19 protein-coding genes, 2 tRNA genes and 1 pseudogene are annotated in these 23,901 nt (G+C 65.4%); 11 read left to right on the top strand and 11 right to left on the bottom strand.

The genetic code is table 11. The annotated features are described in order from the left end of the window. Positions 1–58: 58 nt before the first annotated feature. Positions 59–808, bottom strand: coding sequence for a 16S rRNA (uracil(1498)-N(3))-methyltransferase (locus LY632_RS11285; protein WP_234091229.1), 750 nt, complete (start codon positions 806–808; stop codon positions 59–61). Positions 809–928: 120 nt separating this feature from the next. Here LY632_RS11285 and ubiA point away from each other — a divergent pair, with 120 nt between their 5' ends. The 3 genes from ubiA to LY632_RS11270 all read left to right on the top strand — a co-directional run bounded on the left by ubiA (position 929) and on the right by LY632_RS11270 (position 5,258). Further along, complete coding sequence (gene ubiA, locus LY632_RS11280) at positions 929–1,843, top strand: 4-hydroxybenzoate octaprenyltransferase (protein ID WP_234091228.1); 915 nt, start codon at positions 929–931, stop codon at positions 1,841–1,843. Positions 1,844–1,980: 137 nt separating this feature from the next. Further along, complete coding sequence (locus LY632_RS11275) at positions 1,981–4,731, top strand: ATP-dependent DNA helicase (RefSeq protein WP_234091227.1); 2,751 nt, start codon at positions 1,981–1,983, stop codon at positions 4,729–4,731. Beyond that, on the top strand, positions 4,728–5,258 hold the full coding sequence (locus tag LY632_RS11270; protein ID WP_234091226.1) for a histidine phosphatase family protein: 531 nt from the start codon (positions 4,728–4,730) through the stop codon (positions 5,256–5,258). Before LY632_RS11275 ends, LY632_RS11270 begins: the two co-directional genes overlap by 4 nt. On the opposite strand, the gene soxR is transcribed toward LY632_RS11270, so the two are convergent. Continuing rightward, complete coding sequence (soxR, locus tag LY632_RS11265) at positions 5,255–5,692, bottom strand: redox-sensitive transcriptional activator SoxR (RefSeq protein WP_234091225.1); 438 nt, start codon at positions 5,690–5,692, stop codon at positions 5,255–5,257. The genes LY632_RS11270 and soxR overlap by 4 nt on opposite strands. An 84-nt stretch (positions 5,693–5,776) precedes the next feature. Here soxR and LY632_RS11260 point away from each other — a divergent pair, with 84 nt between their 5' ends. The 4 genes from LY632_RS11260 to LY632_RS11245 all read left to right on the top strand — a co-directional run bounded on the left by LY632_RS11260 (position 5,777) and on the right by LY632_RS11245 (position 10,602). After that, positions 5,777–6,148 (top strand): VOC family protein, encoded by a 372-nt coding sequence (locus tag LY632_RS11260; protein WP_234091224.1) that lies wholly within the window; start codon positions 5,777–5,779, stop codon positions 6,146–6,148. Positions 6,149–6,453: 305 nt separating this feature from the next. Then, the gene (locus LY632_RS11255) at positions 6,454–7,431 is read left to right on the top strand and encodes a hypothetical protein (RefSeq protein WP_234091223.1); all 978 of its coding nucleotides are present in this window, start codon (positions 6,454–6,456) and stop codon (positions 7,429–7,431) included. Between the two features lie 377 nt (positions 7,432–7,808). After that, positions 7,809–9,437 (top strand): lysine--tRNA ligase, encoded by a 1,629-nt coding sequence (locus tag LY632_RS11250; RefSeq protein ID WP_234091222.1) that lies wholly within the window; start codon positions 7,809–7,811, stop codon positions 9,435–9,437. Positions 9,438–9,492: 55 nt separating this feature from the next. Further along, positions 9,493–10,602, top strand: coding sequence for a PAS domain-containing protein (locus LY632_RS11245; protein ID WP_234091221.1), 1,110 nt, complete (start codon positions 9,493–9,495; stop codon positions 10,600–10,602). A gap of 2 nt (positions 10,603–10,604) precedes the next feature. Here the strand turns inward: LY632_RS11245 and LY632_RS11240 are convergent, their stop codons facing one another. Then, on the bottom strand, positions 10,605–11,273 hold the full coding sequence (locus tag LY632_RS11240; protein ID WP_234091220.1) for a 2OG-Fe(II) oxygenase: 669 nt from the start codon (positions 11,271–11,273) through the stop codon (positions 10,605–10,607). A gap of 70 nt (positions 11,274–11,343) precedes the next feature. Here LY632_RS11240 and LY632_RS11235 point away from each other — a divergent pair, with 70 nt between their 5' ends. Further along, positions 11,344–11,892: a cytochrome b gene (locus LY632_RS11235; RefSeq protein ID WP_234091219.1), complete on the top strand. Its 549-nt coding sequence runs from the start codon at positions 11,344–11,346 to the stop codon at positions 11,890–11,892. A 97-nt stretch (positions 11,893–11,989) separates the two neighbouring features. On the opposite strand, the gene LY632_RS11230 is transcribed toward LY632_RS11235, so the two are convergent. Further along, positions 11,990–13,099, bottom strand: coding sequence for an RcnB family protein (locus LY632_RS11230; protein WP_234091218.1), 1,110 nt, complete (start codon positions 13,097–13,099; stop codon positions 11,990–11,992). A gap of 185 nt (positions 13,100–13,284) precedes the next feature. On the opposite strand from LY632_RS11230, the gene LY632_RS11225 reads away from it, so the two are divergent. Both LY632_RS11225 and LY632_RS11220 read left to right on the top strand, forming a co-directional pair. Next, entirely contained in the window at positions 13,285–13,866 is a 582-nt protein-coding gene (locus LY632_RS11225) for a pyridoxamine 5'-phosphate oxidase family protein (protein WP_234091217.1), read from the top strand. A gap of 111 nt (positions 13,867–13,977) precedes the next feature. Beyond that, the gene (locus LY632_RS11220; RefSeq protein ID WP_234091216.1) at positions 13,978–14,805 is read left to right on the top strand and encodes a substrate-binding domain-containing protein; all 828 of its coding nucleotides are present in this window, start codon (positions 13,978–13,980) and stop codon (positions 14,803–14,805) included. A gap of 80 nt (positions 14,806–14,885) precedes the next feature. Here the strand turns inward: LY632_RS11220 and ettA are convergent. Next, positions 14,886–16,560 (bottom strand): annotated as a pseudogene (gene ettA / locus LY632_RS11215) (energy-dependent translational throttle protein EttA). Positions 16,561–16,677: 117 nt separating this feature from the next. On the opposite strand from ettA, the gene LY632_RS11210 reads away from it, so the two are divergent. Then, positions 16,678–18,057 (top strand): M28 family peptidase, encoded by a 1,380-nt coding sequence (locus tag LY632_RS11210; protein WP_234091215.1) that lies wholly within the window; start codon positions 16,678–16,680, stop codon positions 18,055–18,057. 3 nt (positions 18,058–18,060) lie between these two features. Here the strand turns inward: LY632_RS11210 and LY632_RS11205 are convergent, their stop codons facing one another. From LY632_RS11205 to LY632_RS11180, 6 genes are all read right to left on the bottom strand, one after another. Next, positions 18,061–19,221 carry a DUF1501 domain-containing protein gene (locus LY632_RS11205; RefSeq protein ID WP_234091214.1) on the bottom strand — a complete coding sequence of 387 codons (1,161 nt, stop codon included), beginning with the start codon at positions 19,219–19,221 and terminating at the stop codon, positions 18,061–18,063. Between the two features lie 4 nt (positions 19,222–19,225). Further along, positions 19,226–20,632, bottom strand: coding sequence for a DUF1800 family protein (locus LY632_RS11200; RefSeq protein ID WP_234091213.1), 1,407 nt, complete (start codon positions 20,630–20,632; stop codon positions 19,226–19,228). Positions 20,633–20,809: 177 nt separating this feature from the next. Continuing rightward, positions 20,810–20,886: transfer RNA gene (locus tag LY632_RS11195), tRNA-Pro, on the bottom strand. A 21-nt stretch (positions 20,887–20,907) separates the two neighbouring features. Then, a tRNA-Ile gene (locus LY632_RS11190) sits at positions 20,908–20,984 on the bottom strand. 66 nt (positions 20,985–21,050) lie between these two features. Continuing rightward, complete coding sequence (locus LY632_RS11185) at positions 21,051–22,037, bottom strand: polysaccharide deacetylase family protein (RefSeq protein WP_234091212.1); 987 nt, start codon at positions 22,035–22,037, stop codon at positions 21,051–21,053. Positions 22,038–22,067: 30 nt separating this feature from the next. Continuing rightward, positions 22,068–23,855 (bottom strand): HAMP domain-containing sensor histidine kinase, encoded by a 1,788-nt coding sequence (locus tag LY632_RS11180; RefSeq protein WP_234091211.1) that lies wholly within the window; start codon positions 23,853–23,855, stop codon positions 22,068–22,070. Positions 23,856–23,901: the final 46 nt, after the last annotated feature.

The following is a 23,901-nucleotide window of genomic DNA, read 5'->3' as shown; positions in this document are numbered from 1 at the left end:
GGGAAAGAAATTTCGGTTTCCAGATGAAACCGCAAATCTTGTGGGCGATGTCTGTAACCTAAGCCCGCCAGTCGCCGACCGTGCCCATCCACAGCGCGGTGGCGGCAATGGCAGCAGTCTCGCCGCGCAGGATGCGCGGGCCAAGGGTGATGGCACGGGCCTGGGGCAAGGCGCGGATGGCTGCGCGCTCGGCCTCGTCGAAGCCGCCTTCGGGGCCGGTCAGCAGCGCGGCAGGGCCGGTGTTGGCGCGGAAGGCTTGGTCTGCCGGTTCGCCGCCGAGTTCGTCGGCGAAAAACAGCGCGCGGTCCGTCGGCCAGGCGCGCAGCAAGCTATCGAGCTTCACCGGCTCGGCGAGGTCGGGCAGGGCGGTGCGGGCGCATTGCTCGGCGGCTTCAGTGACGATCATCCGCGCCCGATCAGCATTGAGCTTATCGGCGACGCAGCGGCGGGTAACGACGGGCCGGACTGCACGCACGCCCAGCTCGGTCGCTTTCTCCAGCACCAGGTCGAAGCGGTCTTTCTTGAGCAAGGCAGGCACGAGCCAGAAATCTGGCACCTCTTCGCGTGGGCGCAGCATCTCGACCGGCTCCAGCATCACTTGCCGCTTGCCGGCGTCGAGCACCTTGCAGGCCCATTCGCCTGTTTCGTTGTCGCACAGGATCACCGCGTCACCCGGCGCAATCCGCATCACCTTGCCCAGGTAATGTGCGGCGTTCCCGTCGACGGTTACCGGGGCGCCAGCCGTCACCGGCTGCGGCACGAACAGGCGCGGGGCGGAGCGGGGCGGCCAGGCGGGCGTTGCGGGCATGGGAGTTCCTAAACCACATCCGTCATCCCAGCGAAAGCTGGGATCGCTATCGGCAACCAGGGGTCCGGAGGCCCACGATCCCAGCTTTCGCTGGGATGACGAGTTAGGTAGGAGCAAGCCATGTCCGACGCTGCCCCGACCGATGTCGTCCCAGATTCCGAGCATCGGGGCTTGGTCGCGCGCCTGCCCCAGGTACCCAGGGATCTAGCAATGCTCGCCCGGTTCGATCGTCCGATTGGCTGGTGGCTGCTGTTCTGGCCCTGCGTCTGGGGCGTATGGCTGGCGGGGGCAGGATGGCAGCTGGCCATGCTCGGCTGGCTCCTGCTCGGCAGTATCGCCATGCGCGGGGCGGGGTGCGTCTATAACGATATCGTTGACGCCGATCTCGACCGTCAGGTGGCGCGCACCGCCAGCCGCCCGGTGGCGAGCGGGCGGGTGTCGCGCAAGACGGCGTGGGGGTGGTTGCTCGCGCTCTGTCTGATCGGGCTCCTCGTCCTGCTGCAATTGCGGTTCGAGGCGCAGCTGGTGGCGCTGGCGAGCCTCGCGCTGGTCGCAGCCTATCCCTTTATGAAGCGCATCACCTGGTGGCCGCAGGCGTGGCTGGGGATGGTCTTTACCTGGGGGCTGCTGGTCGGCTGGGCGCAGTTCCGGCTGGACCAGCTGCCCGCGCTGGCGGCAGTCTATGGCGGTTCGGCGCTGTGGGTGATCGGCTACGACACGATCTACGCGCTGCAGGACCGGGAGGACGACGCGATGGTCGGCATCAAGTCGAGCGCCTTGCGTCTGGGTGAGAGCGTCACGGCAGGCGTGGCGCTGTTCTACGCCGGGGCAGTGGCGCTGTGGGCGCTCGGCATCTGGCTGTTGCGAGCGGACTGGATCGCGCTGTTGGCCTTGCTGCCGGTGGCCGGACATCTGGCATGGCAGGTGGTGACGCTCGACCCGGCCGATCCTGCCAACCCGCTGGAGCGGTTCCGCTCGAACCGCTGGGCCGGGGCGCTGATGGCAGCGGCGTGCTTCGTGGTGGGGAACGCATAACCTCATCCGTCATCCCAGCGAAAGCTGGGATCGGTTTCGACAAAGTGGCGCCTGGCCGTCAGAGATCCCAGCTTTCGCTGGGATGACGACCCCTGCAGTGTTTACTTTTCGTTCCGGTTTCCCCAACACCATAACCGATGCCCGCGATCCCCCTTCCAGCGCTGCACGCGAGCCACGCCGGGACTTGGCTGAAGGACGGCAACCGGGATACGCGCGGGTGCTCGAAAGGCGAGGCAATCAACGCGGCGGCGGATACGCCGGTGCTGTTGCTCAACGCCCCGCTGGTGGCGACGCGGCTGGGATATCCGGATCTTTCCGGGCTCGATCTGCTGGAGCTGTTTGCCTTCGTCCATCCGGCCAAGTTCTGTGTGCCGACGCCCAAGGGCCTGGCGCATGCGCTCGACCTGGACGAGCCACGTGATGACGCGGCAGTGCCCGAACTGCTGCAAAGAGCCGCAGGCAAACTGCTGGAAAGATGCGAAAGTGCGGAATGGGCCGAGCGCGAAGGTGCATGGAGCGTGCTGCAATCGCTGGCCCGGCTGCGCTGGCCTTGGGCGGGAGTGCTGGCACCCCACGTAGCCAAACCCGATAAGGCCGAGAAATGGCTCTTTGCGCGCCTGCCCGAGTGGGAGGAAGCACCCGAGCGCCCGCAACCGGCACAGGTGATGCTGGGCCAAGCCGAGGTCGCGGCGCAGCTCGAGCGTCTGACGGGTGAGGGAGCCGAGCAGCGCGAGGGCCAGCGAGCCTATGCGCAGGACGTCGCCAAGGTCTTTGCGCCGCGGGACAAGCGCGCCCTGCCGCATGTACTGCTGGCGCAAGCGGGCACCGGGATCGGCAAGACGCTGGGCTATCTCGCCCCGGCTTCGTTGTGGGCGGAGAAGTCGCAAGGCACAGTCTGGGTCAGCACCTACACCAAGAACCTCCAGCGCCAGCTGCGGCGTGAGAGCCGCCGGGCATGGCCCGCGCAGCGCGCCGACGGTTCGCAGCCGGTGGTGGTGCGCAAGGGGCGCGAGAACTACCTCTGCCTGCTCAATCTGGAGGATGCGCTGCAAGGCGGCTTTGCCGGTCGCCCGGCGATCCTGGCGCAACTGGTGGCCCGCTGGGCCGCCTATAGCGCCGATGGCGACATGATCGGTGGCGATCTGCCCGGCTGGCTCGGCACGCTGTTTCGCAAGCGCGGGGTTGCGGCGCTGACCGACCAGCGCGGCGAGTGTATCTATGCCGGCTGCCCGCACTATCGGAAGTGCTTCATCGAACGCGCCGCGCGAGCGAGTGCTCAGGCCGACCTGGTCATCGCCAACCATGCGCTGGTGATGGTCAATGCCGCGCGCGGTCGGCACCAGGGGCAGCCGCCGACCCGGGTGATCTTCGACGAAGGCCATCACGTCTTCGACGCCGCCGACAGCACCTTTGCCGCTGCGCTGACCGGGGCGGAGGCGATCGAGCTGCGCCGCTGGATCGTGGGGCCGGAAAAGGGCAATCGTGGGCGGCGGCGCGGGCTGGCGGCGCGGCTGGCAGATGTTGCGAGCTATGATGATGCTGGCGGCGAAGCGGTGGAGGCGGCCGTCGAGGCGGCAGGACGCTTGCCCTCGGATGGCTGGCTGGGGCGGATCGCGGAGGGGCAACCCTTCGGCCCGGTCGAGGCCCTGCTCGGCCACGTCCGCGCGCTCGCCTATGCCCGCGACGAAAGCGGGGCGCAGGATGCGGGCTACGGAATCGAGACCGAGGTGGCCTCGCTGCCGGGTGCGCTGATCGAGGCGGCGCAGGATGCTGGGGTGGCGCTGGCGGCGATCCGTGCGCCGCTGATGAAGCTCGCCGGGCGGCTGGAGGCGGTGCTGGAGGATGCGCCCGACTGGCTCGACGGGCAGGGCCGGGCGCGGATCGAGGGCGCGCGGCACTCGCTGCGCTGGCGGATCGACCTGCTTGCTGCATGGGAATCGCTGCTGGCGCGGCTCGGCGGACCGGCCGATCCCGATTTCGTCGACTGGTTTGCGGTGGAACGGGGCGACATGCGCGAATTCGACATCGGCATCCACCGCCACTGGCTCGACCCGATGAAGCCCTTCGCCCATGTCGTGCTGGAACCCGCGCACGGCGTGATGCTGACCAGCGCGACGCTGACAGACCGGGGCGAAACCGGCGAGGACTGGCAGGCCGCGATCGAAGCGAGCGGCGCGCCGCATCTGGAACTGCAACCGCTGACATCCAGCGCGCAGAGTCCGTTCGATTATGCCGGCCGGGCAGAGGTCCTGATCGTGACCGATATCAAGCGCGGCGACCTGGCGGCGCTGGCGGGGGCTTACGGCCGCTTGATCGAGGCAGCGGGAGGCGGCGCGCTGGGCCTGTTCACCGCGATCAAGCGGTTGCGCGCGGTCTATGGCCGCATTGCCGACCGGCTGGCGCGGGCCGGGCTGCCGCTCTACGCCCAGCATGTCGACCCGATCGACACCGGCACGCTGACCGATATTTTCCGCGATGACCGCAAGGCCAGCCTGCTCGGCACCGATGCCTTGCGCGACGGAGTCGATGTGCCGGGCGAAAGCCTGCGCTGCGTGGTGATGGAGGCAGTGCCTTGGCCTCGACCGACGATCCTGCACCGGGCACGTCGGGCTGCGAACGGGGGCGGTGCCTATGACGACCGCCTCATCCGTGCGCGGCTGGCGCAGGCCTTCGGGCGCTTGATCCGCAGCCGCGAGGATGCCGGACATTTTGTCGTGCTGTCGTCCGCCTTTCCCACGCGGCTCCTCAGCGCCTTTCCGCCGGGAACGCCTGTCATACGGCTGACGCTGGATGAGGCTTTGAAGCGGGTTGCAGCCGGGCCGCCGAAGGTGAATAGGGACAGCGACGATGCCGCTACGGCACCGCGAGAGGAATCGCACGACCGATGAAAACCCTGGGCCTGCTGCGGCATGCGAAATCCGACTGGGACGATATGTCGACACGCGATTTCGACCGCGGGCTCAACAACCGTGGCCGCCGCGGCGGGGCGCTGATGGGCGCGCATATCCGGGGCAGCGACTATTCCTTCGACATGCTGCTCGCCAGCCCGGCGGAGCGGGTCAAGAAAACGTTGGAGTCTGCCGAGTTGGGCCTCTCGCCGCGTTTCGACCAGCGCCTCTATCTATCCAGCGCCGACACCATGATCGACGTTATCCAGGAAAAGGCCGGGGATGCGGACTCCGTGTTGATCTGCGCCCACAACCCGGGCCTGCAGGAAATGCTGTTGCGGCTGATTGCCCCCGCCAACGAGAACGCCCTGTTCGACGAAGCGAGCACCAAGTTCCCGACTGCCGCCTTCGCGGTGATCGAGCTCGCCATCGATAGCTGGGACCAGCTTGGCGGCGAGAACGGCACGCTGGTCCACTTCACCCGCCCGCGCGATCTCGACCCGGCGCTGGGGCCCGACGGCAGCTAGCGCAGCACGCGCGGGCCGCTGCCGCTTTCGCCCCAAGTGTCACCGGCGTTGTAGAGGGCGCATTTCTTCAAGGACAGGCAGCCGCAGCCGATGCAGCCGTCGAGATCCTCGCGCACCTTCTCCAGCCGGGCGATCTGGGCGTCGATGCGCGTGCGGATGGAACCGCTGATCTTCTTCCAGTCGGCAGCCGTAGGGTTGCGGCCCTGGGGCAGGCGGGCGAGCTGTGCCTCGATCTCGCCCAGCGACAGGCCGAGCTTCTGGGCGATGAGGATGAAGCTAAGCCGGCGGATGTCCCCGCGCAGGAAGCGCCGCTGATTGCCGCCGGTTCGCAGAGCGGTGACGAGCCCCTGATCTTCGTAATAGCGGATGGCCGAGACCGAGAGACCGGTGCGGCGGGCGAGTTCGCCGATGGGCAAGAGATCGTCTGCTTTCATCGGCCATGCTGGTAGCGAAAATAATACTTGACCTCAAGTTAGCTTGAGATTGCAAAAGCTGTGCATCGCAACAGGAGATGCACCATGCCGAAGGGCCAACTCGAACACGCCAATATCACCGTCACCGATCCCGAACGCAGCTCCGCGCTGTTCCAGCAACTGCTTGGCTGGCACGAACGCTGGCGCGGGCCATCGGCCATGGGCGGGTGGACCATCCATGTCGGGGACGAGACGACCTATCTGGCGATCTATACCAATGAGGCCGCCCGGGGTGGCTACCAGAAGGGTGTCCCTCTCAACCATGTCGGAGTGCTGGTGGACGATCTCGATGCGGCCGAGGGCGTGGTCATCGAACACGGACTTACCCCCTTCAGCCACGGCGATTACGAGCCGGGGCGGCGGTTCTATTTCTTCGACTGGGATGGCATCGAATTCGAGGTAGTCAGCTATGAATGAGATCGTGCCGCGCGAGCCACCTTGCCGATCCCCAGAACCGGAAAGTTTGACCCGAAATCGCCCCGAACGCAGCTTCGTTTCGTCGCAAGCCCTGCGGCTCTTGCCGCAACTCGTGTCTCTGAAAAGCAAATAAATCAAACTCTTATTGCTTTCTGAACGCCGGATTACAGGAACCGGCTCGGAGAGCGGCGGGTTTTTAGCGTGTTATGACCAACACTCGACTCACCGCTCGTTGCGCCCCGGTTGCGATAGCCGCGATCCTGGCGCTTGGACCCACCCCTGGCTTTGCACAGGATGCCCAGAGCATGCCTGCGCCGATGCCGACGACGACTTCGGTTCCGGCCCCGAGCCCGACCTTCCCGTCGCCGCCGATCATGCAGAGCCCGGTCGCTCCGGCCCCTGCGCCGGTCACGACCAACAGCCCGGATACGGCGCGCCGGTACGTGTCGAACCCGCAGGTGCAGGACACACCCGAACCTTCGCCGGCGGCAACGGCCGAGGTTGACGCACCGGCGGCACAGCCGACAACAACTGCTGCAGCGAACACTACGCCCGTCGCCGCTCGCAGCGCTGTGGTGCCGACCCGCACCCCCGCTTCGCCCGTGGCCAGCACTCCCGTTGTCCCGACCGAAGAATCCAATCCGATTGAAGAGTCGCTCGGCAGGGAAACCAGTCCGCCAATTGCGGAATATGATCCGACCCTGCCGCTGCCGACAGACAATACCGCAGTACAGACGAACGAATTGGAAAATGCCGGCGAAAGCGGCTTTGTCGGCCTGCTCGCCGCTGCGCTGGCAGACCTGATCCCGATCGGGCTGGCTGTTGCCGCAGTCGTGTGGTGGCGCCGCCGCTCACGCCCGGTTGCAGCTGCCCCTCAGCCGACCGTAGTAAGCAGGAGCCAACCGTCGAAGCCGGCCATCGAGCCCGAGCCGGCTCGCGCGCCGCTCTTCACCCGGGACAACGCACCGCGTCCGGTGATGTCGCCTGCTATCGATCCGCGGCCGTCAATGGCACTCGGTGGCGGCGTGGCGTTGGTCGAGCGTGCAACCAGCCAGGCCCGGACCGAACCGCGCTATGATGAGCCGGAAGTGCCATCTGACGATGTGCAGAACCCCGCCCCGGAGAACACCTCGGCGCGAAGCCGGATGATCGAACGGATGGTCGATGCCGAACCGGACGATGCCAACCCGTTCCGCACGCGAAAGGCCCGTCGTCGGCGCGCCCGCCTGCTCTTGGCTTCGCGCGAAAGTGGGTTCGGCGCGATGACCCCGGCTTACGGCTGATAACAGGCCCGGCGGGGGCCAACCCCACCTGCGGGCCGGACTCTCCACCCGCACCCCACCCAGGGTCGCATGGTCCTCGCACGGGAGACCGGGCATGCCGTGGAAACGGTGTGTCCGGTCTTTCCCTTGTTCATCCGCAACAACCGATCAGGCGGCGTGGAATTCGAACCGGTCACCGCGAGCATGCGGTCGGTACCACCAACAGGACCGCGGATCCCTCTCGAGTGCGAAAATGGGGCTGGCAACATCCACCGGATGTCCCGTTATCCGGGTTTGTCTGCACACCGCTTTTGCCAGCGGCTGCCACACTCTCATCAGCGCCGTGAGCGTTCCTTCGCGCTTGCAACATCGCGGGCCATGCGCAAAGGGCCAGTGCCATGAGCATGCAAGACCTGATCGCCGCCGCCCGTGTCTCCAAGTCCTGGCCGTTCCAGGAGGCGCAGCGGCTGCTCAAGCGCTATCCCGACGGGACAAAGCCTGACGGGTCCCCTGTGCTGTTCGAAACCGGTTATGGCCCCAGCGGCCTGCCGCATATCGGCACCTTCCAGGAAGTTCTCCGCACTACGCTGGTGCGGCGCGCCTTCGAAGCGATGATCGGGGCACGGCCTGAAGACGGCAAGACCCGGCTGGTCGCCTTCAGCGACGACATGGACGGATTGCGCAAGGTGCCGGACAATGTTCCGAACCGCGAAGTGCTCGAGGCCAATTTGCACAAGCCGCTCAGCCGCATTCCTGACCCGTTCGAGGCCGGGCACGCCAGCTTCGCGCATCACAACAATGCCATGCTGCGCGACTTCCTTGATCGTTTCGGCTTCGATTACGAATTCGTCGCTTCGTCCGACATGTACAATTCGGGTCATTTCGACGAGGCATTGAAGCAGGTGTTGCGCAAGAATCAGGCGATCCTCGACATCATGCTGCCGACCCTTAGGGCGGAACGCGCGGCGAGCTATTCGCCGGTGCTGCCGATCAGTCCGGTGACGGGCAAGGTGCTGCAGGTGCCGGTCGAAGTGGTCGATGCCGAAGCGGGCACGGTGCGCTTCACCGACGAGGACGGCACGATCGTCGAGCAGAGCGCGCTGGGCGGCATGGCCAAGCTGCAATGGAAGGTCGACTGGGCGATGCGCTGGTATGCGCTCGGAGTCGATTACGAGATGTACGGCAAGGATTTGACCGACAGCGGCATTCAGTCCGGCAAAATCGTCCAGGCTCTCGGTGGTCGTAAGCCGGAAGGGTTGATCTACGAGCTGTTCCTCGACGAGAAGGGCGAGAAGATCTCCAAGTCCAAGGGCAACGGGCTGACGATCGAGGAATGGCTGACCTATGGCACCGAAGAGAGCCTGGGTTTCTACATCTTCCCCAATCCCAAGAGCGCGAAGCAGCTGCATGTCGGCGTGATCCCGCGTGCGGTCGACGATTACTGGCAGTTCCGCGCTGCCATCCCGACGCAGGAACTCGACAAGAAGCTGGGCAATCCGGTGTGGAACCTGCTGCGCGCCAATGGCGGCTGGGACGCCGAAGAAGCGCCGGGCGAGGGCGATGCGCTGCCCGTCAGCTTCGGCCTTCTGCTCAACCTAGCCAGCGTGCTGGGGACCGAGGCGACCGAGGCCAATCTGGCGGATTATCTCGACACCTATCTGGGCGGGGTCCCGCGCGGGCCGGTGCTCGACCGGATGATCGCAGCGGCGGTGGCCTATACCCGCGATTTCATCGCCCCGACGCTGAGCAAGCGTGCCCCGACCGCGAACGAGGCCGCGGCGCTGAAGGCGCTCGATACGGTACTGGCTAGCGCCGATCCGTCGATGAGTGCGGAACATCTGCAGACCGAAGTCTATGAGATCGGCAAGCGCGAGGAATATGGCTTCGAGAACCTGCGCGACTGGTTCAAGGCGCTCTACCAGACCCTGCTCGGCAGCGACCAGGGGCCGCGCATGGGCAGTTTCATTCGCTTGTATGGTATTGATAACACGCGTAAGCTCATCGCTCAGGCACTCGAAAAGGCCTGATTGGGAAACTGCTGGGACGAGGGTGGGGCTCTCGCTGCCAACGGAATGGATTCGAGTGAACGACAGCAGTGACAAGCCGACTACGTCGGACATTCCGCCCCGCGGCGAGATAAGCCCACAAGCCGCCAGGGAATTCGATACAGCGCAAATGGACCTGCGCGGTGTGCTCGATCCGCGCGATTTGCGGATCGATCCGGCACATCTGTTCATCGAGACCACCCAGCAGACGCGGATGGCTATCGCCATATCGGACCCGCATGAGTCCGATTGCCCGATTGTCTACGTCAACCAGGCCTTCCTCGACCTGACCGGCTATGCCCGCGAGGAAGTGTTGGGGCGCAATTGCCGGTTCCTGCAGGGGCCTGCCACCGACCGCGCCAGTGTCGTAAAGCTTAGGGATGGCATTGCGGCCGGCCGCTACACGGTTGTCGATCTGCTCAACTACAAGAAGGACGGCACACCGTTCTGGAACGCGGTCCATGTGGGGCCGATCTATGACCAGCAAGGCGCGCTGGCCTATTACTACGGTTCGCAGTGGGACATCACCGAGCTGATGGGTGAACGCCAGAACACGGCGATGCAGGCGCTGGTGGCACGCGAGCTCAAGCATCGGACGGACAACATCTTCTCGGTCATCAACGCCATCGTCGGCCTGACCGCACGGCGCGAGAACGACGTGCGGGCCTATGCCGAGAAGCTCAGCGAACGGCTTGCCGCACTGGCTGCGGCGCACAAGGTGACACTCCCGGAAGCAGACGGGAATGAAGGCGCTGAACTGGGCGCCCTGGTCGACGCGGTCATGAAGCCATATCGCAACCGCTTCCCCGACCGTGTGACGATGGAAGGGCCAGAAGTCGCACTCGAATCGCGCATGGTCACCGCATTGGGCCTTGCGTTGCACGAACTGGCCACCAACGCCATCAAGTACGGTGCCCTCAGCGTCGCAGCGGGCCGGGTTTCGATCCGCTGGCAGTGCCAAGGCAGGGACCTTCGGCTACAGTGGCGGGAACTTGGCGGGCCGTCGCTCGAACCCTCAGCCGACGTCGGCAAGGGGACGGGCACCCTGCTGGTCGACGGAATGCTGGCCAGTTTCGGTGGCAAGGTGACCCGCAGCTTCGCCGCGACCGGGCTCGGGGTGACAATCGCGCTGCAACTGCCCGCCTGACGTCATTTCCACTTGCGGGTGCGATACCACTTGGTGATGACGTATTTCACCCCGCGCTCGACCGGTGTCCCGGCGTGGAGTGTGTCGAAGTTGGGGACCCCGTCGGGCGAGGCATTGTTCCAGATCAGCAGAACCCCCGGCTTCGGCGGAATCTTGAGCCCCACATTGACGAAGGCGGTCGCCCCGCCCGCCTCGACCTGGTTGAGGTAGAGCATCGCGGTCCAGCTGCGCTGCCCGCCGCGCTTTTTCTCCGGTGGCCAATAGGCTTCGGTGGTGTGAAAGAAATCATGGTGCGGCTTGAACTGCTGGCCCGCTGCGTAACGCTGCCCCTGGATAGTTTCGCCAAGCTGGGCCGGCAGACCGAGTGCCATGTCGATCCGGTCGGAAATGTCCTTCACCAGCGGATCATGCGGATTGAAATTGCCTGAGTAAGAGGTGCGGAATCCCTCGCGTTCGGTGCCTTCGTAAAGCTGGCTGGGCTGGGCGACAACATCGATCATCATCATCAGCTTCTTGCACTCTTCGCCGGTGACGAATTCCTGGATCGCGTAGATTTCCGCTTTGTCGGTGACGAGCTTGTTGACCCGCGGATCACTGTCGAGCTTCTTGCGCACCATGCGACCCACACGGGCCAGGGCATCCTTGTCGGGAACCAGTGTAGTCGTAGCCATGACGGGAATGCTAGCAGCAGCTGAGGCGCGGTGCTAGCTTTGCCAGCGGGTCTTTCTGAAGAGGCTTTGTATGACTGATACGGGACGCAGCAAGTATTCGACCGGGGCAATGGTCTTCCACTGGCTGATCGCCGTACTGGTGATCGTCAACTGGCGCATTGTCGAGGCGGCGGAGCATGCCAGCGAAGTCGACGAAGCCGCACTGCTCGGCAACCACAAGGCAATCGGCATTGCCATTCTGGCCCTGACCATTGCCCGGCTGGCCTGGCGCCTCAGCCACAAGGTCCCGCCGCTGCCCGATACGATGGCGAAATGGGAACGGGTGCTGTCGCGCACTGTCCATGCCATGTTCTATGTCATGCTGGTCGGCCTGCCGCTTGGTGGTTGGCTGGCAGGGTCGTTCGCGGGCAAGGACATCTCGTTTTTCGGCGCCTTCGCTGTTCCCGCGCTACCGGTTGGACAGAACCTCGACATGGCGAAGACCATCATCGGCTTCCACAAGACCGGCGGCGAGATCATGATCTACCTGATCGGCCTCCACATCCTCGGCGCGCTGAAGCACACTTTTTACGACAAGAGCGGCGGGCTTGCCCGCATGCTGCCGTGGGGGAAAGCGTAACCACAAATGGAAACCCCCGCCCGGGCAGGAACCGGGGCGGGGGTTTCACGGTGCCGGGCAGACCCCCATCGGCCCGGCGGATCAGCGATGTAACGCCTTACCAGAAGAAGTCGTAGATCACGTCGACCACTTCGCCGGTGTAGATGTTCACCAGCAGCACGTCGTCGTAATAGCGGACCCAGCGGTAGGGGCCGTAGACCTCCGGCAAGCGGTACTGCCACGGATCGGAGATCCAGTAGCGGCTGCCGAAGAACAGGCTGTCGAGATAGAACCCGATACTGAGCCGGCTGTAGCGATGCGAGCGATAGGGCGAGTAGTAGCGTCCGATCCGGTACAGGCTGCGGTTGCCCGCGCGATAGCCGTACCAGTCATAGCGACGGTCGCTGCGCCAGTGGCGTCTGTCCCAGCGGTCATAGTCGTGCCAACGACGGCCATCATAGTAACGGTCGCGGCGTTGGTCGCGGCGCCAGTCCCGACGCTGGTCACGCCGATCATCCCGCCACTCGCGGCGATCTTCGCGACGCTCTGCACGGCGATCATCCCGCCACTCGCGGCGATCTTCGCGCCGCTCTGCACGGCGGCCATCGCGCCATTCGCCCCGACGTCCATCGCGCCATTCATCACGGCGATCTTCGCGGCGATCGGTGCGGCGGTCGTCAGCGCGCCATTCCCCGCGCCGTTCGGTGCGGCGGTCATCACGGCCCGAGGTTACCGGGGGAGCAGCGCGCGGCGTTTCGATCCGGCCGACCGGACCGCCACGACGCTCTTCGCGGCGCTCGCCGGCACGGGCGACTTCACGGCGCCAGTCACCGCGAGCCTCGCGGTCGGCACGCGGGGCCGGCGCTTCGGCACGACGCGGCTCGAAGCGGGGTTCGACGCGAGTGGGACGCTCGACACCGGCACGCGGTGCAGGCGGCGTATAGGCAGGGCGCTCGGTCCGGCGCGGCGGCGGCGGCGCAGATTCGCGGCGTTCCTGGGCCCGCGGCTGCCCCTGCGGGCGCTGGACCTGCGGGCGAGGAACCTCGCGCGGCTCGGAAGCCGGCTGCGAGCGCGGTGCCCTCACGCCATCGCGGCTGCCTCCACGTTCGCCACCCTCGGCGCGCTGCATGTCATCATTGGCAGAAGCTTGTGCCGGGACAGCGCTCAATGCGAGCACAGCGGCCAAGGCGCCAATGCCGCTGGCATTGAGGAGTTGCTTGATCGTCATGGGTACCTGGTTCCTTCCTGTTGCCGCGTTGCCCACCACATCGGCCCTGACGGTAAGTTGCAGAATATGAGAGGCGAACTGAGCCGTTTCTGAACCGCCATGATCGCCCTCTGTTAATGTTTGAATAGGATTTGCTGAATGAACCGGAGCTTGACGAAATGCTACCCCGCGGTGAAGGGACGTCCATGATTGCGACGCTCGAAGCCATCCGCGAGGATATCGACAGCCGCCTAGCGCAAGCGGCGAATGACCGGCGCAGCGCGATGCACACGCCGGTCGTCGCCACCGCCGATGCCGATACGCGGGTCATGGTGTTGCGGGCCTTCAATCCCGATACCATGACATTGCGCTTCCACACCGATTCCCGCGCCCCCAAGGCCGGCGTGATAGGCGCTAGAGCCCCGGTCGGCGTGCTGTTCTATGACCGCGAGGCCAAGTTGCAGATCCGCACCCGCGGCAGCGGGCGAATCGAGCGGGCCGGGGCACTGGTCGACGCCGCCTGGGCGGAGAGCACCAACTTCGCCCGCCGCTGCTATTTGGGCGAGGGGCCGGGCAGCGTCGCCGATGGACCAAGCTCGGGATTGCCGCCCCAGTTCGAAGGCGTCGAACCGGACGATGCGCAACTGCTCCCTGCGCGCGAGAACTTCGCGATCTTGCTGGTGACCATCGATGAACTCGATTGGTTCACTCTCGCCCACACCGGCCACCGCCGGGCTCAATTCGTCCGCACCGCCGGGGCATGGCGGGGCAATTGGGTAACGCCCTAACATTCATCCCCGTGGATGCACGGCCTCGTTGACCTGTTCTTAGTTGTCAAATTCTATTATCCGAGGTCTGATAGCGCTACCATAAAGGCGCTTCATTGGGGAGAATAGGAGATGTCGGCCTCGAAGAGGGTGCTGCTGCTATCGGACAATCCGGGCTGGGACTATGTCGGGCGGATTCGCACAGGGGCGGCGAAGATGCTTGGGCGCGAGAACGCGGAACTCGTTTCGATCAATATCCATGGCCAGGGGAAAACTACCAAGGAGGTGTTCGATCCTACGCACTATGGCGGTCTCATCGTGACGCCGCCGGTGTCCGATGATCGCCATTTCCTCTCGCACGTCGAAGCGAGCGGCATTCCCTTTGTCCGCATTGCCGCGCTGCTCGATCCGGAGCGTGGGTGTGTAGTGGGCATGGACGAGTTCGAGGCCGCGTCTGCCGTCACTGCGGTTCTCACAGCCGCCGGACATCGCCGGATCGGGATAGTCCGCGGACCAAGCAGCCACCTCGTCAGCATGCGGCGCTACAACGGTTATGCCAACGCGCTCGGCGCCAAGGGGATGCGGGTGGACCAGGCGCTGGTGGTGCAGGGTGACTTCACCCGCGAATCGGGCCGGGCTCAAGCGGGCAAGTTGTTCGCCGCCGGGGCAACCGCGATCTTTGCCAGCAACGACGACATGGCCGCCGGGATCATCGATGCGGCTGCGCGCCAGAACATCGCCATCCCGGGTGACATCTCGCTGGTCGGCTACGACGACAACGCCGTGGCGACCCAGGTGCGTCCGCAGCTGACGACGGTCCGCCAGCCGTGCGAAGCGATGGGTGAGGCGGCCGCGACACTCATCGCCGCGCGCCTGCGCAACCCGCGCCTGCCGAACGAGCAGGTGGTGGTGCCGTTCGAGATTGTCGAACGGGAGTCGGTGCGGGTGGTAGAGGGCTAAGATCGCTTGCCCCTCATCCCGGTAGATGCGGGGATGACGGGAGCAGCGACAACGGCGCGAAGGATTCCGGGTGTTCTAAATCAACGCGTCAGCTTCTTGTAAGCCAACCGCGTCGGACGATCCGCGGCATCGCCCAGGCGACGGCGCTTGTCTTCCTCGTAAGCCTCGAAGTTCCCTTCGAACCATTCGACATGGCTGTTGCCTTCGAAGGCGAGGATATGCGTTGCCAGGCGGTCGAGGAAGAAAACGGTCGTGGCTGATGACCACGGCGCAGCCGGCGAAGTTCTCGATCGCGTCTTCCAGCGCCGCCAGCGTTTCGACGTCGAGATCGTTGGTCGGTTCGTCCAGCAGCAGCACATTGCCGCCAGCCTTCAGCATCTTGGCCATGTGCACGCGGTTGCGTTCGCCGCCTGACAGCTTGCCGACGTTCTTCTGCTGGTCCGCACCCTTGAAGTTGAACGCGCCCACGTAAGCCCGCGTGCTCATGTCCTGGCCGTTGATCTTCATGTAATCGAGCCCGTCGGAGATTTCCTCCCACACGTTCTTGCTGCCATCGAGATGGTCGCGGCTCTGGTCGACATAGCCGAGGTGCACGGTCTGGCCGATTTCCACCGTGCCGCTGTCAGGCGTTTCCTTGCCGGTCAGGATCTTGAACAGGGTGGACTTGCCCGCGCCGTTCGGCCCGATCACACCGACGATGCCGCCGGGGGGCAGCATGAAGCTGAGGTTCTCGAACAGCAGCTTGTCGCCATAGGCCTTGGTCAGGTTCTTGGCCTCGATCACCTTGCCGCCCAGACGTTCGGGCACCTGGATGACGATCTGGGCCTTGCCGACCTGGCGGCTGTCCTGGCTGTTCTGCAGCTCCTCGAACTTGCGGATACGCGCCTTGGACTTGGTCTGGCGCGCGGCCGGGGTCTGCCGGATCCATTCGAGCTCGCGCTGGAGCGCCTTCTGTTTGCCGCTTTCCTCGCGGCTTTCCTGCTCCATACGCTTGGCCTTCTTCTCGAGATAGGTCGAGTAGTTGCCTTCGTAGGGGTAGTAGGACCCGCGATCGAGTTCGAGGATCCAGCCGACGACGTTGTCGAGGAAGTAGCGGTCGTGGGTGATCATCAGCACCGCACCGGCATATTCCTTGAGATGGTTTTCGAGCCACTGGACGCTTTCGGCATCCAAGTGGTTGGTCGGTTCGTCGAGCAGCAGGATGCTGGGCTTCTGGATCAGCAGGCGGGTGAGCGCGACGCGGCGCTTTTCACCGCCCGAAAGGCTTTCGACGCCCATGTCGCCCGGCGGGCACCGCAGGGCCTCCATCGCCACTTCGAGCTGGTTGTCGAGCGTCCAGCCGTCGACCGCGTCGATCTTGTCCTGCAGCTCGGCCATTTCGGCGCCAAGCTTGTCGAAATCCGCGTCGGGCTCGGCCATTTCCATGCCGATGGCGTTGAAGCGCTCGACCATGTCGGCGGTTTCGCGCGCGCCGTCCTTGACGTTTTCCAGCACGGTCTTGGTCGGGTCGAGCTCGGGCTCCTGCTCGAGATAGCCGACGGTGATGCCTTCGCCGGCCCAGGCCTCGCCGGTGAAGTCGGTATCGACCCCGGCCATGATCTTGATCAGAGTCGATTTGCCGGCACCGTTGGGGCCGACGATGCCGATCTTCGCGCCCTGGTAGAATTGGAGATTGATGTTGTTGAGCACCGGCTTCTGGGCACCGGGGAAGCTCTTGGTCATGTTCTTCATGACATAGGCATACTGGGCGGACATCGCGGATCCTTCGCAAGGCGTAAATCGAGGAGTGGGAAGTGTTGGCGCGCAGATAGGGGCTAGGGCGGCGCTGGGCAAGCTGGACTTGGCCACTCGGGAACGATAGCAGGCAGCGCCATGAACAAGTCCATGCTCGCGCTGATCGCGCTGTCGCTCCCCCTTGCAACCCTGTCCGCCGAGGACCAGCCGATGACGCTGGAGGCCATGGCCGATGCGACCCTGTCGCAGGACACCTTCGCCTGGGATTTCGTCGAAGGCATCACCACCGAGGTCGGTCCGCGTCAGGCGGGGACCGAGGCCGAGGCGCGGGGTCGCGAATGGGCGGTACGCTGGCTTGAGGCGCAGGGATTCGAGAACGTCGAGGACGAGCCGTTCGAGATGCAGACCTGGGTGCCGGGCGAGGTGCACAAGGCCGAGATTGTCAGCCCTTTCCCGCAGCCGCTGGTGGTCCAGCCGCTCGGCGGCAGCGCCTCGACCGGGCCGGAGGGGATTACGGCGGAGGTGGTGTTCTTCCGCACGGTCGACGATCTGCGCGCCGCGCCGGCGGGCAGCCTTGCGGGCAAGATCGCCTATGTCAGCCACGCCATGACGCGCACGCAGGACGGCAGCCAATATGGTTTTGCCGGGCCGGCGCGCTGGGTCGGTGCGCGGCTGGCATCCCAGAGGGGTGCCGTGGCGACCGTAATCAAGTCGGTCGGCACGGATTATCACCGCAACCCGCATACCGGCGGTACCGATTTCGCGGATGATGCCAACCCGATTCCGGCCGGTGCGCTCAGCCTGCCCGACGCAGCCAATCTCGAGCGCATGTTCGAGCGCGCGAATGGTCGACCCATCACCATGAAGCTGACCCTGACCCCGCAGGACCTCGGCACCACCATGAGCGGCAATGTGGTGGGCGAGATCGTCGGCCGCGACCCCTCGCTGCCGCCAGTGCTGATCGCCTGTCACATCGACAGCTGGTGGAACGGCACGGGCGCCTTCGACGACGGCGCGGGCTGCGGCATCGTCGCCGCCGCCGCGCTGCATGTGCGCCATGTCGGCCAGCCGCTGCGGACCATCCGCGTGCTGATGGCAGGGGCGGAGGAGACTGGGCTGTGGGGCAGCAAGGCCTATAGCGAAGCCCATCTCGACGAGAGGATCGCCGTGGGTCTCGAAAGCGATTTCGGGGCCGACCGGATCTGGAAATTCGAAAGCAACTTCCGCGAGAGCAACCCCGACTTGCACAAACGCATCGCCCGCGCGGTCGCGCGGTTCGGCGTTTCGGCGGGCATGGATGTTGCCACCGGCGGAGCAGACATCAACATCTCGCGCGACCAGAAGGGCGCGATCATCGACCTGGCGCAGGACGGCACCCGCTATTTCGACCTGCATCACACGCCCGATGATACGCTCGACAAGATCGATCCGGTGCAGCTGCGCCAGAACGTCGCTGTGTGGACCCAGGTTGTTGGCATTCTCGCCAACGAGCCCAAGGATATCCAGACCGGGAAGTAAGTTTCAGGTGCGCAGCAAGCCCTCGGTCGCGCGTCTGCCGCGGCCAGGGAACAGGGTCTGCATTGCCTCATCCGGATCGAGTCCGAAATGGCCGGCAATGGCGCCGGTAATGACAGACTCGGTGGCGATGGTCGGGCGCAGGTCGCGCGCTTCGAAGAGGTCGGTTTGGCGCAGGCCGGGCCAGTCGGCGATCACCCTGCCGCCAGCGACCGTGCCACCGAGCAGCATTATGGCCGAGGCGGTGCCATGATCGGTCCCGCCGCTGCCGTTGAGTCCAGCGGTGCGGCCGAATTCGGTCACCACCAGCACCAGAGTGTCGTTCCAGTCGGCACCCATGCCGGTACGGAACGCGCCCAGCATCGCGTCGAGCCGCTTGGCAGCAATCGAGAACTGGCCGCTTTGCCCGAAATGCGTGTCCCAGTCGCCGGATTCGACCATCATGATCCGCGCGCCCTTCGGGCCCTTCATGAGCGAGGCGGCGAGGGTGCCGGTATCCTCGGCGTTGCGCAGGTTGCGAAGGCCGGTCTCGCCCGCCATCGCCCGGGTGCTGACTGCGTCGGCCAGAAGCTGCGAGAGTTGCGGATCGCTTTCGTAAAGCGTTGCGACGCGCTGGAGCAGGCTCTCGCGGGCACCGGGCAAGGCTGATGGGGCGTAGCTCGAAACATGGGCCGGCCCCTGAAGCGCCAGTGGCACAGAGGGCGACAGCGCCAAGGCCCTCGGCTTCTCTCCGGAAAGAAGAGTGACGAGCCGATTGAGCCAGCCGTCGCGCAACTGGTAGGCCTTCGCCCCGCCGCTTTCTAGGAGGTTCTGGCCATCGAAATGCGACCGTTCGCGATAGGTTGTGGCGGCCGCGTGAACGAACAGCGCCTGTCTGGCCACCGCCATTGCCGCCACCTGCGCATAGGCTGGATGCAGCTGGAAGAAGTCGCCGACTTGCGGCGCATCGGTGTAGTCCTCCAGCAGCGTTGCACGCAGCCGGGCACAATCGGGATCTCCGGTCGGGGCGAGGGTGGCAAGGCCATCGGCTGCGCCGCGCTGGATCACGAACAGCAGCCGCTTGTTGCCGGTCGCAGCGGCCAAAAGGCTGCCGGGCGATGCCAGGACCATGCCGCCGATGGCAAAGGAACCCAGCGAGAAAGCGCGACGGTTTAGCCTAATGGTCATCGCATCATCTCCGCATCATTTCGGGCGAGGCGAGCAGCAGCGCAAGCGCTTGCGTCGGGCTGGCGGCACCGGTCAGAGCGGTCGTCGTGCTGTCATTCAGCGCATCGGGGAAAAGGTCCCGCGCGAGGTCGATCGCCTTGGGCGGGACGATGCTTTGCGCCATCTTGTCGGCAACCTCGATCCGGCGAACAAGCGCATCGGGCGCGGCCCAGTTGCTGGCCCTGTCGGCATAGCCCAGCGGCGACGGCGCCGCCCACACAGGTTGGCCGAGCTGGTCGAGCAGGACCTGGAACCGCCGTGCCTCCGTTGGCGGCGTACCGATGGCGCGCATGGCGCCGATGGTCCACTCCCACGGGGTGCGGAACTTGCGCTGGCCGAGCGACCAGCTTTCGGGTGCGTCGACCAGTGCGCGATAGACGGTCGGCAAGTCGCCATCGCTGGCAAGGAACGCCTTCTCCAGCCGAGCGACAAGGGCTGCGGGAGGGTCGTCGGCGGCGAAATGGCGCGCGAGTTTGGTGGCGATATGCCGCGCGGTTGCCGGATGGCGAGCGAATTCGTCGAGCATCGCCAGCGCCTGATCCTTGCCTTGTTGCGGGTAGCGCCGACCCATCACCACGCGCACTCCCGGCTCGTGCAGGTCCGGGGCAAAGGCGCTACCATTGCCAAGATCGCTGGCGTTGCGGATCGTCGCCAGTCCCGAATAGGTGATCCCGGTCAGCGCGCGGGCGAATTCTGTGACATCGGCCTGATTGTAGCCGCCATCGGAGCCGAGCGTATGCAGTTCCATGATTTCGCGCGCGAGGTTTTCGTTGAGGCCGGATTGCACGCCTTCGCGCTTTTTGCGCGATGTCGCAGCAAAGCTCGTCGGGCCGACCGATTGCGGCTGGTCGAGATAGGTCAGCATAGCCGGATGCAACACTGCGGCACGCAGGAGCCCGCGAAAGTCGCCCAGAACATGCGGGCGGATCGCTTCGAACTCATGCGGGCCGACAAAGGCGATCGCCTGCAGCTTTGCCATGGATGTGGTGAAATGATTGGCCCAGAAATGGACCAGCCGCTCCACGAAAGGCGTCTCGCTCGCCACTGCCACCTGGCCGCGGGCGAGGACGTCGTCGATGTAACTGGCACGTCCGCTCTCGTTGTATTCGAGCAGGATCGCACGGGTCCGCTCGGTCGGTTCGCCGGGGCTGAATGCCGCGCCTGCCAGCTTGCGCGCCCGATCGAGATCGGCGCGGTATTGGACCAGCCGCTTCACCGTTTGCACACCGGTTGGTCGCGCGCGGATCACCGATGGTGCAGGATCGAACCGCCGAAGCTGGTCGAGCAGCCACCGCCGCGCGTCGGCCGGCGGTTGTTCACCGCCTTTGCCGCCGAGTCCGAACCGGTTGAGGGCTGTCGCAATCGCGCTCATGCCGCCGTTGTGCACCTTTTTGCTGCGTCTTGTCAGGTCAGGGTGGGTAACGGAGCGTAGCTGAACGCGGCGCAAACGGTCATGACAGGTTTGTGCTGGCAAATGCCGGTACTCGCGCGTCGCTTTGGAGGTTTTCGGCCGGGACCATCCCCCGGATGTTCCCGAGAACTGGAAAACTGGTCGGGGAGACAGGATTCGAACCTGCGACCCCCTGTACCCAAAACAGGTGCGCTACCAGGCTGCGCCACTCCCCGACCGATTTCATGCGGTGCCCCTGGTGGGCCCGGCAGGACTCGAACCCGCGACCTAGCCGTTATGAGCGGCCAGCTCTAACCAACTGAGCTACAGGCCCGCCCGATGGGCATCCCGCGCCAGCGCCGCTAGCTTGGCAGACGGCAAAGGGCAAGCGGCATCGCAATCAGATGACCGCATTGGCCATGATCTCTGCCACGGTGGTTGGCTTCACGCCGCGCTGGCCGAGATAGCCGATCACCTGCCGGAACCATTCGTAGAGACCGTCCACATCGCCCTCGCTCTTGACATAAGGCGTATAGCCGGGGGCCAGCGAGGGGCTGTGAAACGAAAGCACTATCACCGGCAAACCATCGTCCACCGCGATATCGACCCCCCGCAGCGCCTCTTCGATGGAAACGCCTTCGGGGGTCATGGCGATGCGTTCGAGCAGGCCTAGTTTCGCCAGCAGGGCGGGGCCGAGGCGGCTGCGTGCGACCATGGGATAGATCGACTTAGCCTGCTGGCGCAGCATACCCCAGAACACCGTTGTGACCGGGAGTTCGAGCAGCCGTTGCTCTTCGCCGACCCACCACGGGCGGAGCGGATGGCGCGAATAGTCGGGCCCATGGCCGGGCGAATAGTCGAAGCCCGACCGGACCGAAGTATCGACCGCCACACCTGCCTGCTTGAGCAGCTTCGCGCTCGACGGACCCAGGCCATAGCGCCCGGCCCGGTAGATCTGCGGTGCGCATTTGAAGTTCTCTGTAATCGCATCCCGCAGCCGCAGCAGCTTCTCGCGTTCCAGGTCCGTCGGCAGATTGCCGGCGTAGGAATTGTGCGCGTTGATCTCTTCCTCGAACGGCGGATTGACCCAGGGGTGGAGCTGGATCCCGATCTCGGCCTTGCCACGCGCACAGGCGTCACCCAGCACATCCTGTGCCATCGCCGACTGCGTGATCGGCCAATCAACCAGATAGACCGGCGAGATGCCGAGATTCTCGCAGAACTCCTGGAACCTGCCGAGCTGGCGGACATGGTCGAGCCCGTGTTCGGTCTTGCTGAATTCGCTGTCCCAATCGAATTCCTCTTCGGTATCGACAGTCAGCAGCACCCGCGGCGCGAAACCATCGGCGAATCTGGCGAATTGGCCCGGCAGCGGCAGATCAAGCATGCAAAGCGGTGTAACTCCCGTTTACCGCATTCAGGTTAATCCCGGTCGCGCGGCCTCCTGCAGTCCTCCTTCCGGGCTAGAATCGACCTCCTGTGCGGTCAAGAGCGGGAGAGTCAGCACCAGCCGGTCATCCACCCTTGCAAGGTCGCCCCCTGCAGAGCGGGCCTCGGCCCGGGCCAGCCGCAGGGCAAAGCCGCTACCGAAGGAGCCGGGGGTCAGCATGCCCGCACCGCCGGGCTTCTGGGTCTCCGCGGCGAAGATGTCCTCGCGTGCTTGCAGGCTGACGGGAAGATGGACGTCGAGGGTCAAGGCTGTGGCTGTCTGTACCAGGCTGATCGCGCTGTGCTCGCCCGGGGCAAGGGCGGCGCCCAGCGCAGCGAGGATGCGCCAGCTGAGCGATTCCGCTTCGGCTTGTGCCAGCGCAATGGTGGAACCATCGTCGATCCGCGCCACAAAAGCGGCTTCGCGAGGGGCAAGGATCGCCTCGAGCTGGCGCAACTGGCCGGTAACGACGGCTGAGAAATCACTTTCTCCCGTCTCCATTTCCCGCGCACCGCTCTCGAGCTTGGCCAGGCGGTCGAGCTCGTCGAAGCCGGCCAGGATCCGCGCCGCATCGCCGGCGATATTGGCTGCCAGCGCCCGGTATTCATGCGGGACCGGGCCGAACAATTGCTGCTGGATGACTTCGGCAAAGCCCTGGATCGCATTCACCGGGGTGCGCAATTCGTGCAGCAACTGGCGAATGCGGTCGCTTTCATCGCCTTCCTCGCGGCGAGTGGCCGGGTCGCTGGCGCGACGCAGGCGGCCGGCATAGCCGATGAAGCGACCACCCAGCGGATCGAAGCGTGGTGCTGCATCGCAGTACCATTCGCCGGCGATGCGCGGTGCCCCTTCGAGCGTGACTTTGGCCGCGGCGAGCGGCAAGCGGCGCTGCATAACCTGCTGCGCTTCCCGCTCCATCGCATCCTGCAGGACGAGGTAGCGCAACATCGGGGCGAGAGCCTCGTCGGCCCAGTCGATCCGGCCTTCGATATCGGTGGTGAAGACCACGCCGCCTTGTTCGGCCGAACCCCTTGCTTCCTGCAACTCGATGAAAGGCAGGGGCGGATGACCGTCGTCCTCACCGGCCGGAAGCTCCTTCGCCTCGCTGCGGTTGCGCTGGAACGCTTCGATCCGCTCGACCAGCGCGGCAATCGCAGTGGGGCGGGCATCGGGTTGTTCAGCCAGCGGCTGTGCGGGTTCCGGCCCATCTTCGGCATCGTTGGCCGGGACCGGACTGGCGGGGAAGGGCATGATGACCGCTTCGGACCGTTCTGCCGACATCTCCGGCGGCGTGTCCGGCGCTTCTTGCGACAGGACCAGCGGTTCCTCGGCGACGGGCAAGGGCAGGGCGCGGTCGCTCACACCGAGTCGGTCGAGGATGCGGTTGGCGCCGTCCGGCAGGTCGCGACGCAGCCGCAGGAATCCGCGGGCGCGGATAGGCAGGCGGGGAATGAGCGCTTCCCAGTCGTCTTCGCTCAGACGGGCGGCTGCCAGCGCAGCGGCGGCGACCGCCGGTTCGTCTTCGGCCAGATGCGCGGCAAGTTCCGGGTTCTCGAACCGCGAGCTGGGCTCGCGCACGATTGCGGCACGATCCTGCGCCGGTATCTTCTCGCCCAGCGCGCCGAGCCGCAGCCATGCCGCCGCCAGCAGGCTCTCGTCGCGCCCGTGGCGCCGCTGGCCAAGCAGGTCGAGCAATTGGCGATACTGGGTACGCGCTGCCCGCCCGCCACCGGCGCGGTGGCGCAATACTGTCGCAAGGCGGTCGTCGAAATGCATGGTGCGCGGTGCGCTGCTCCGGCTGAATCGGGGATGACCGTAAAAT

The sequence above is a fragment of the Erythrobacter sp. SDW2 genome (genome assembly GCF_021431965.1).
Lineage (GTDB): Bacteria > Pseudomonadota > Alphaproteobacteria > Sphingomonadales > Sphingomonadaceae > Parerythrobacter.
This window is presented reverse-complemented; position numbering and strand designations above follow the sequence as displayed.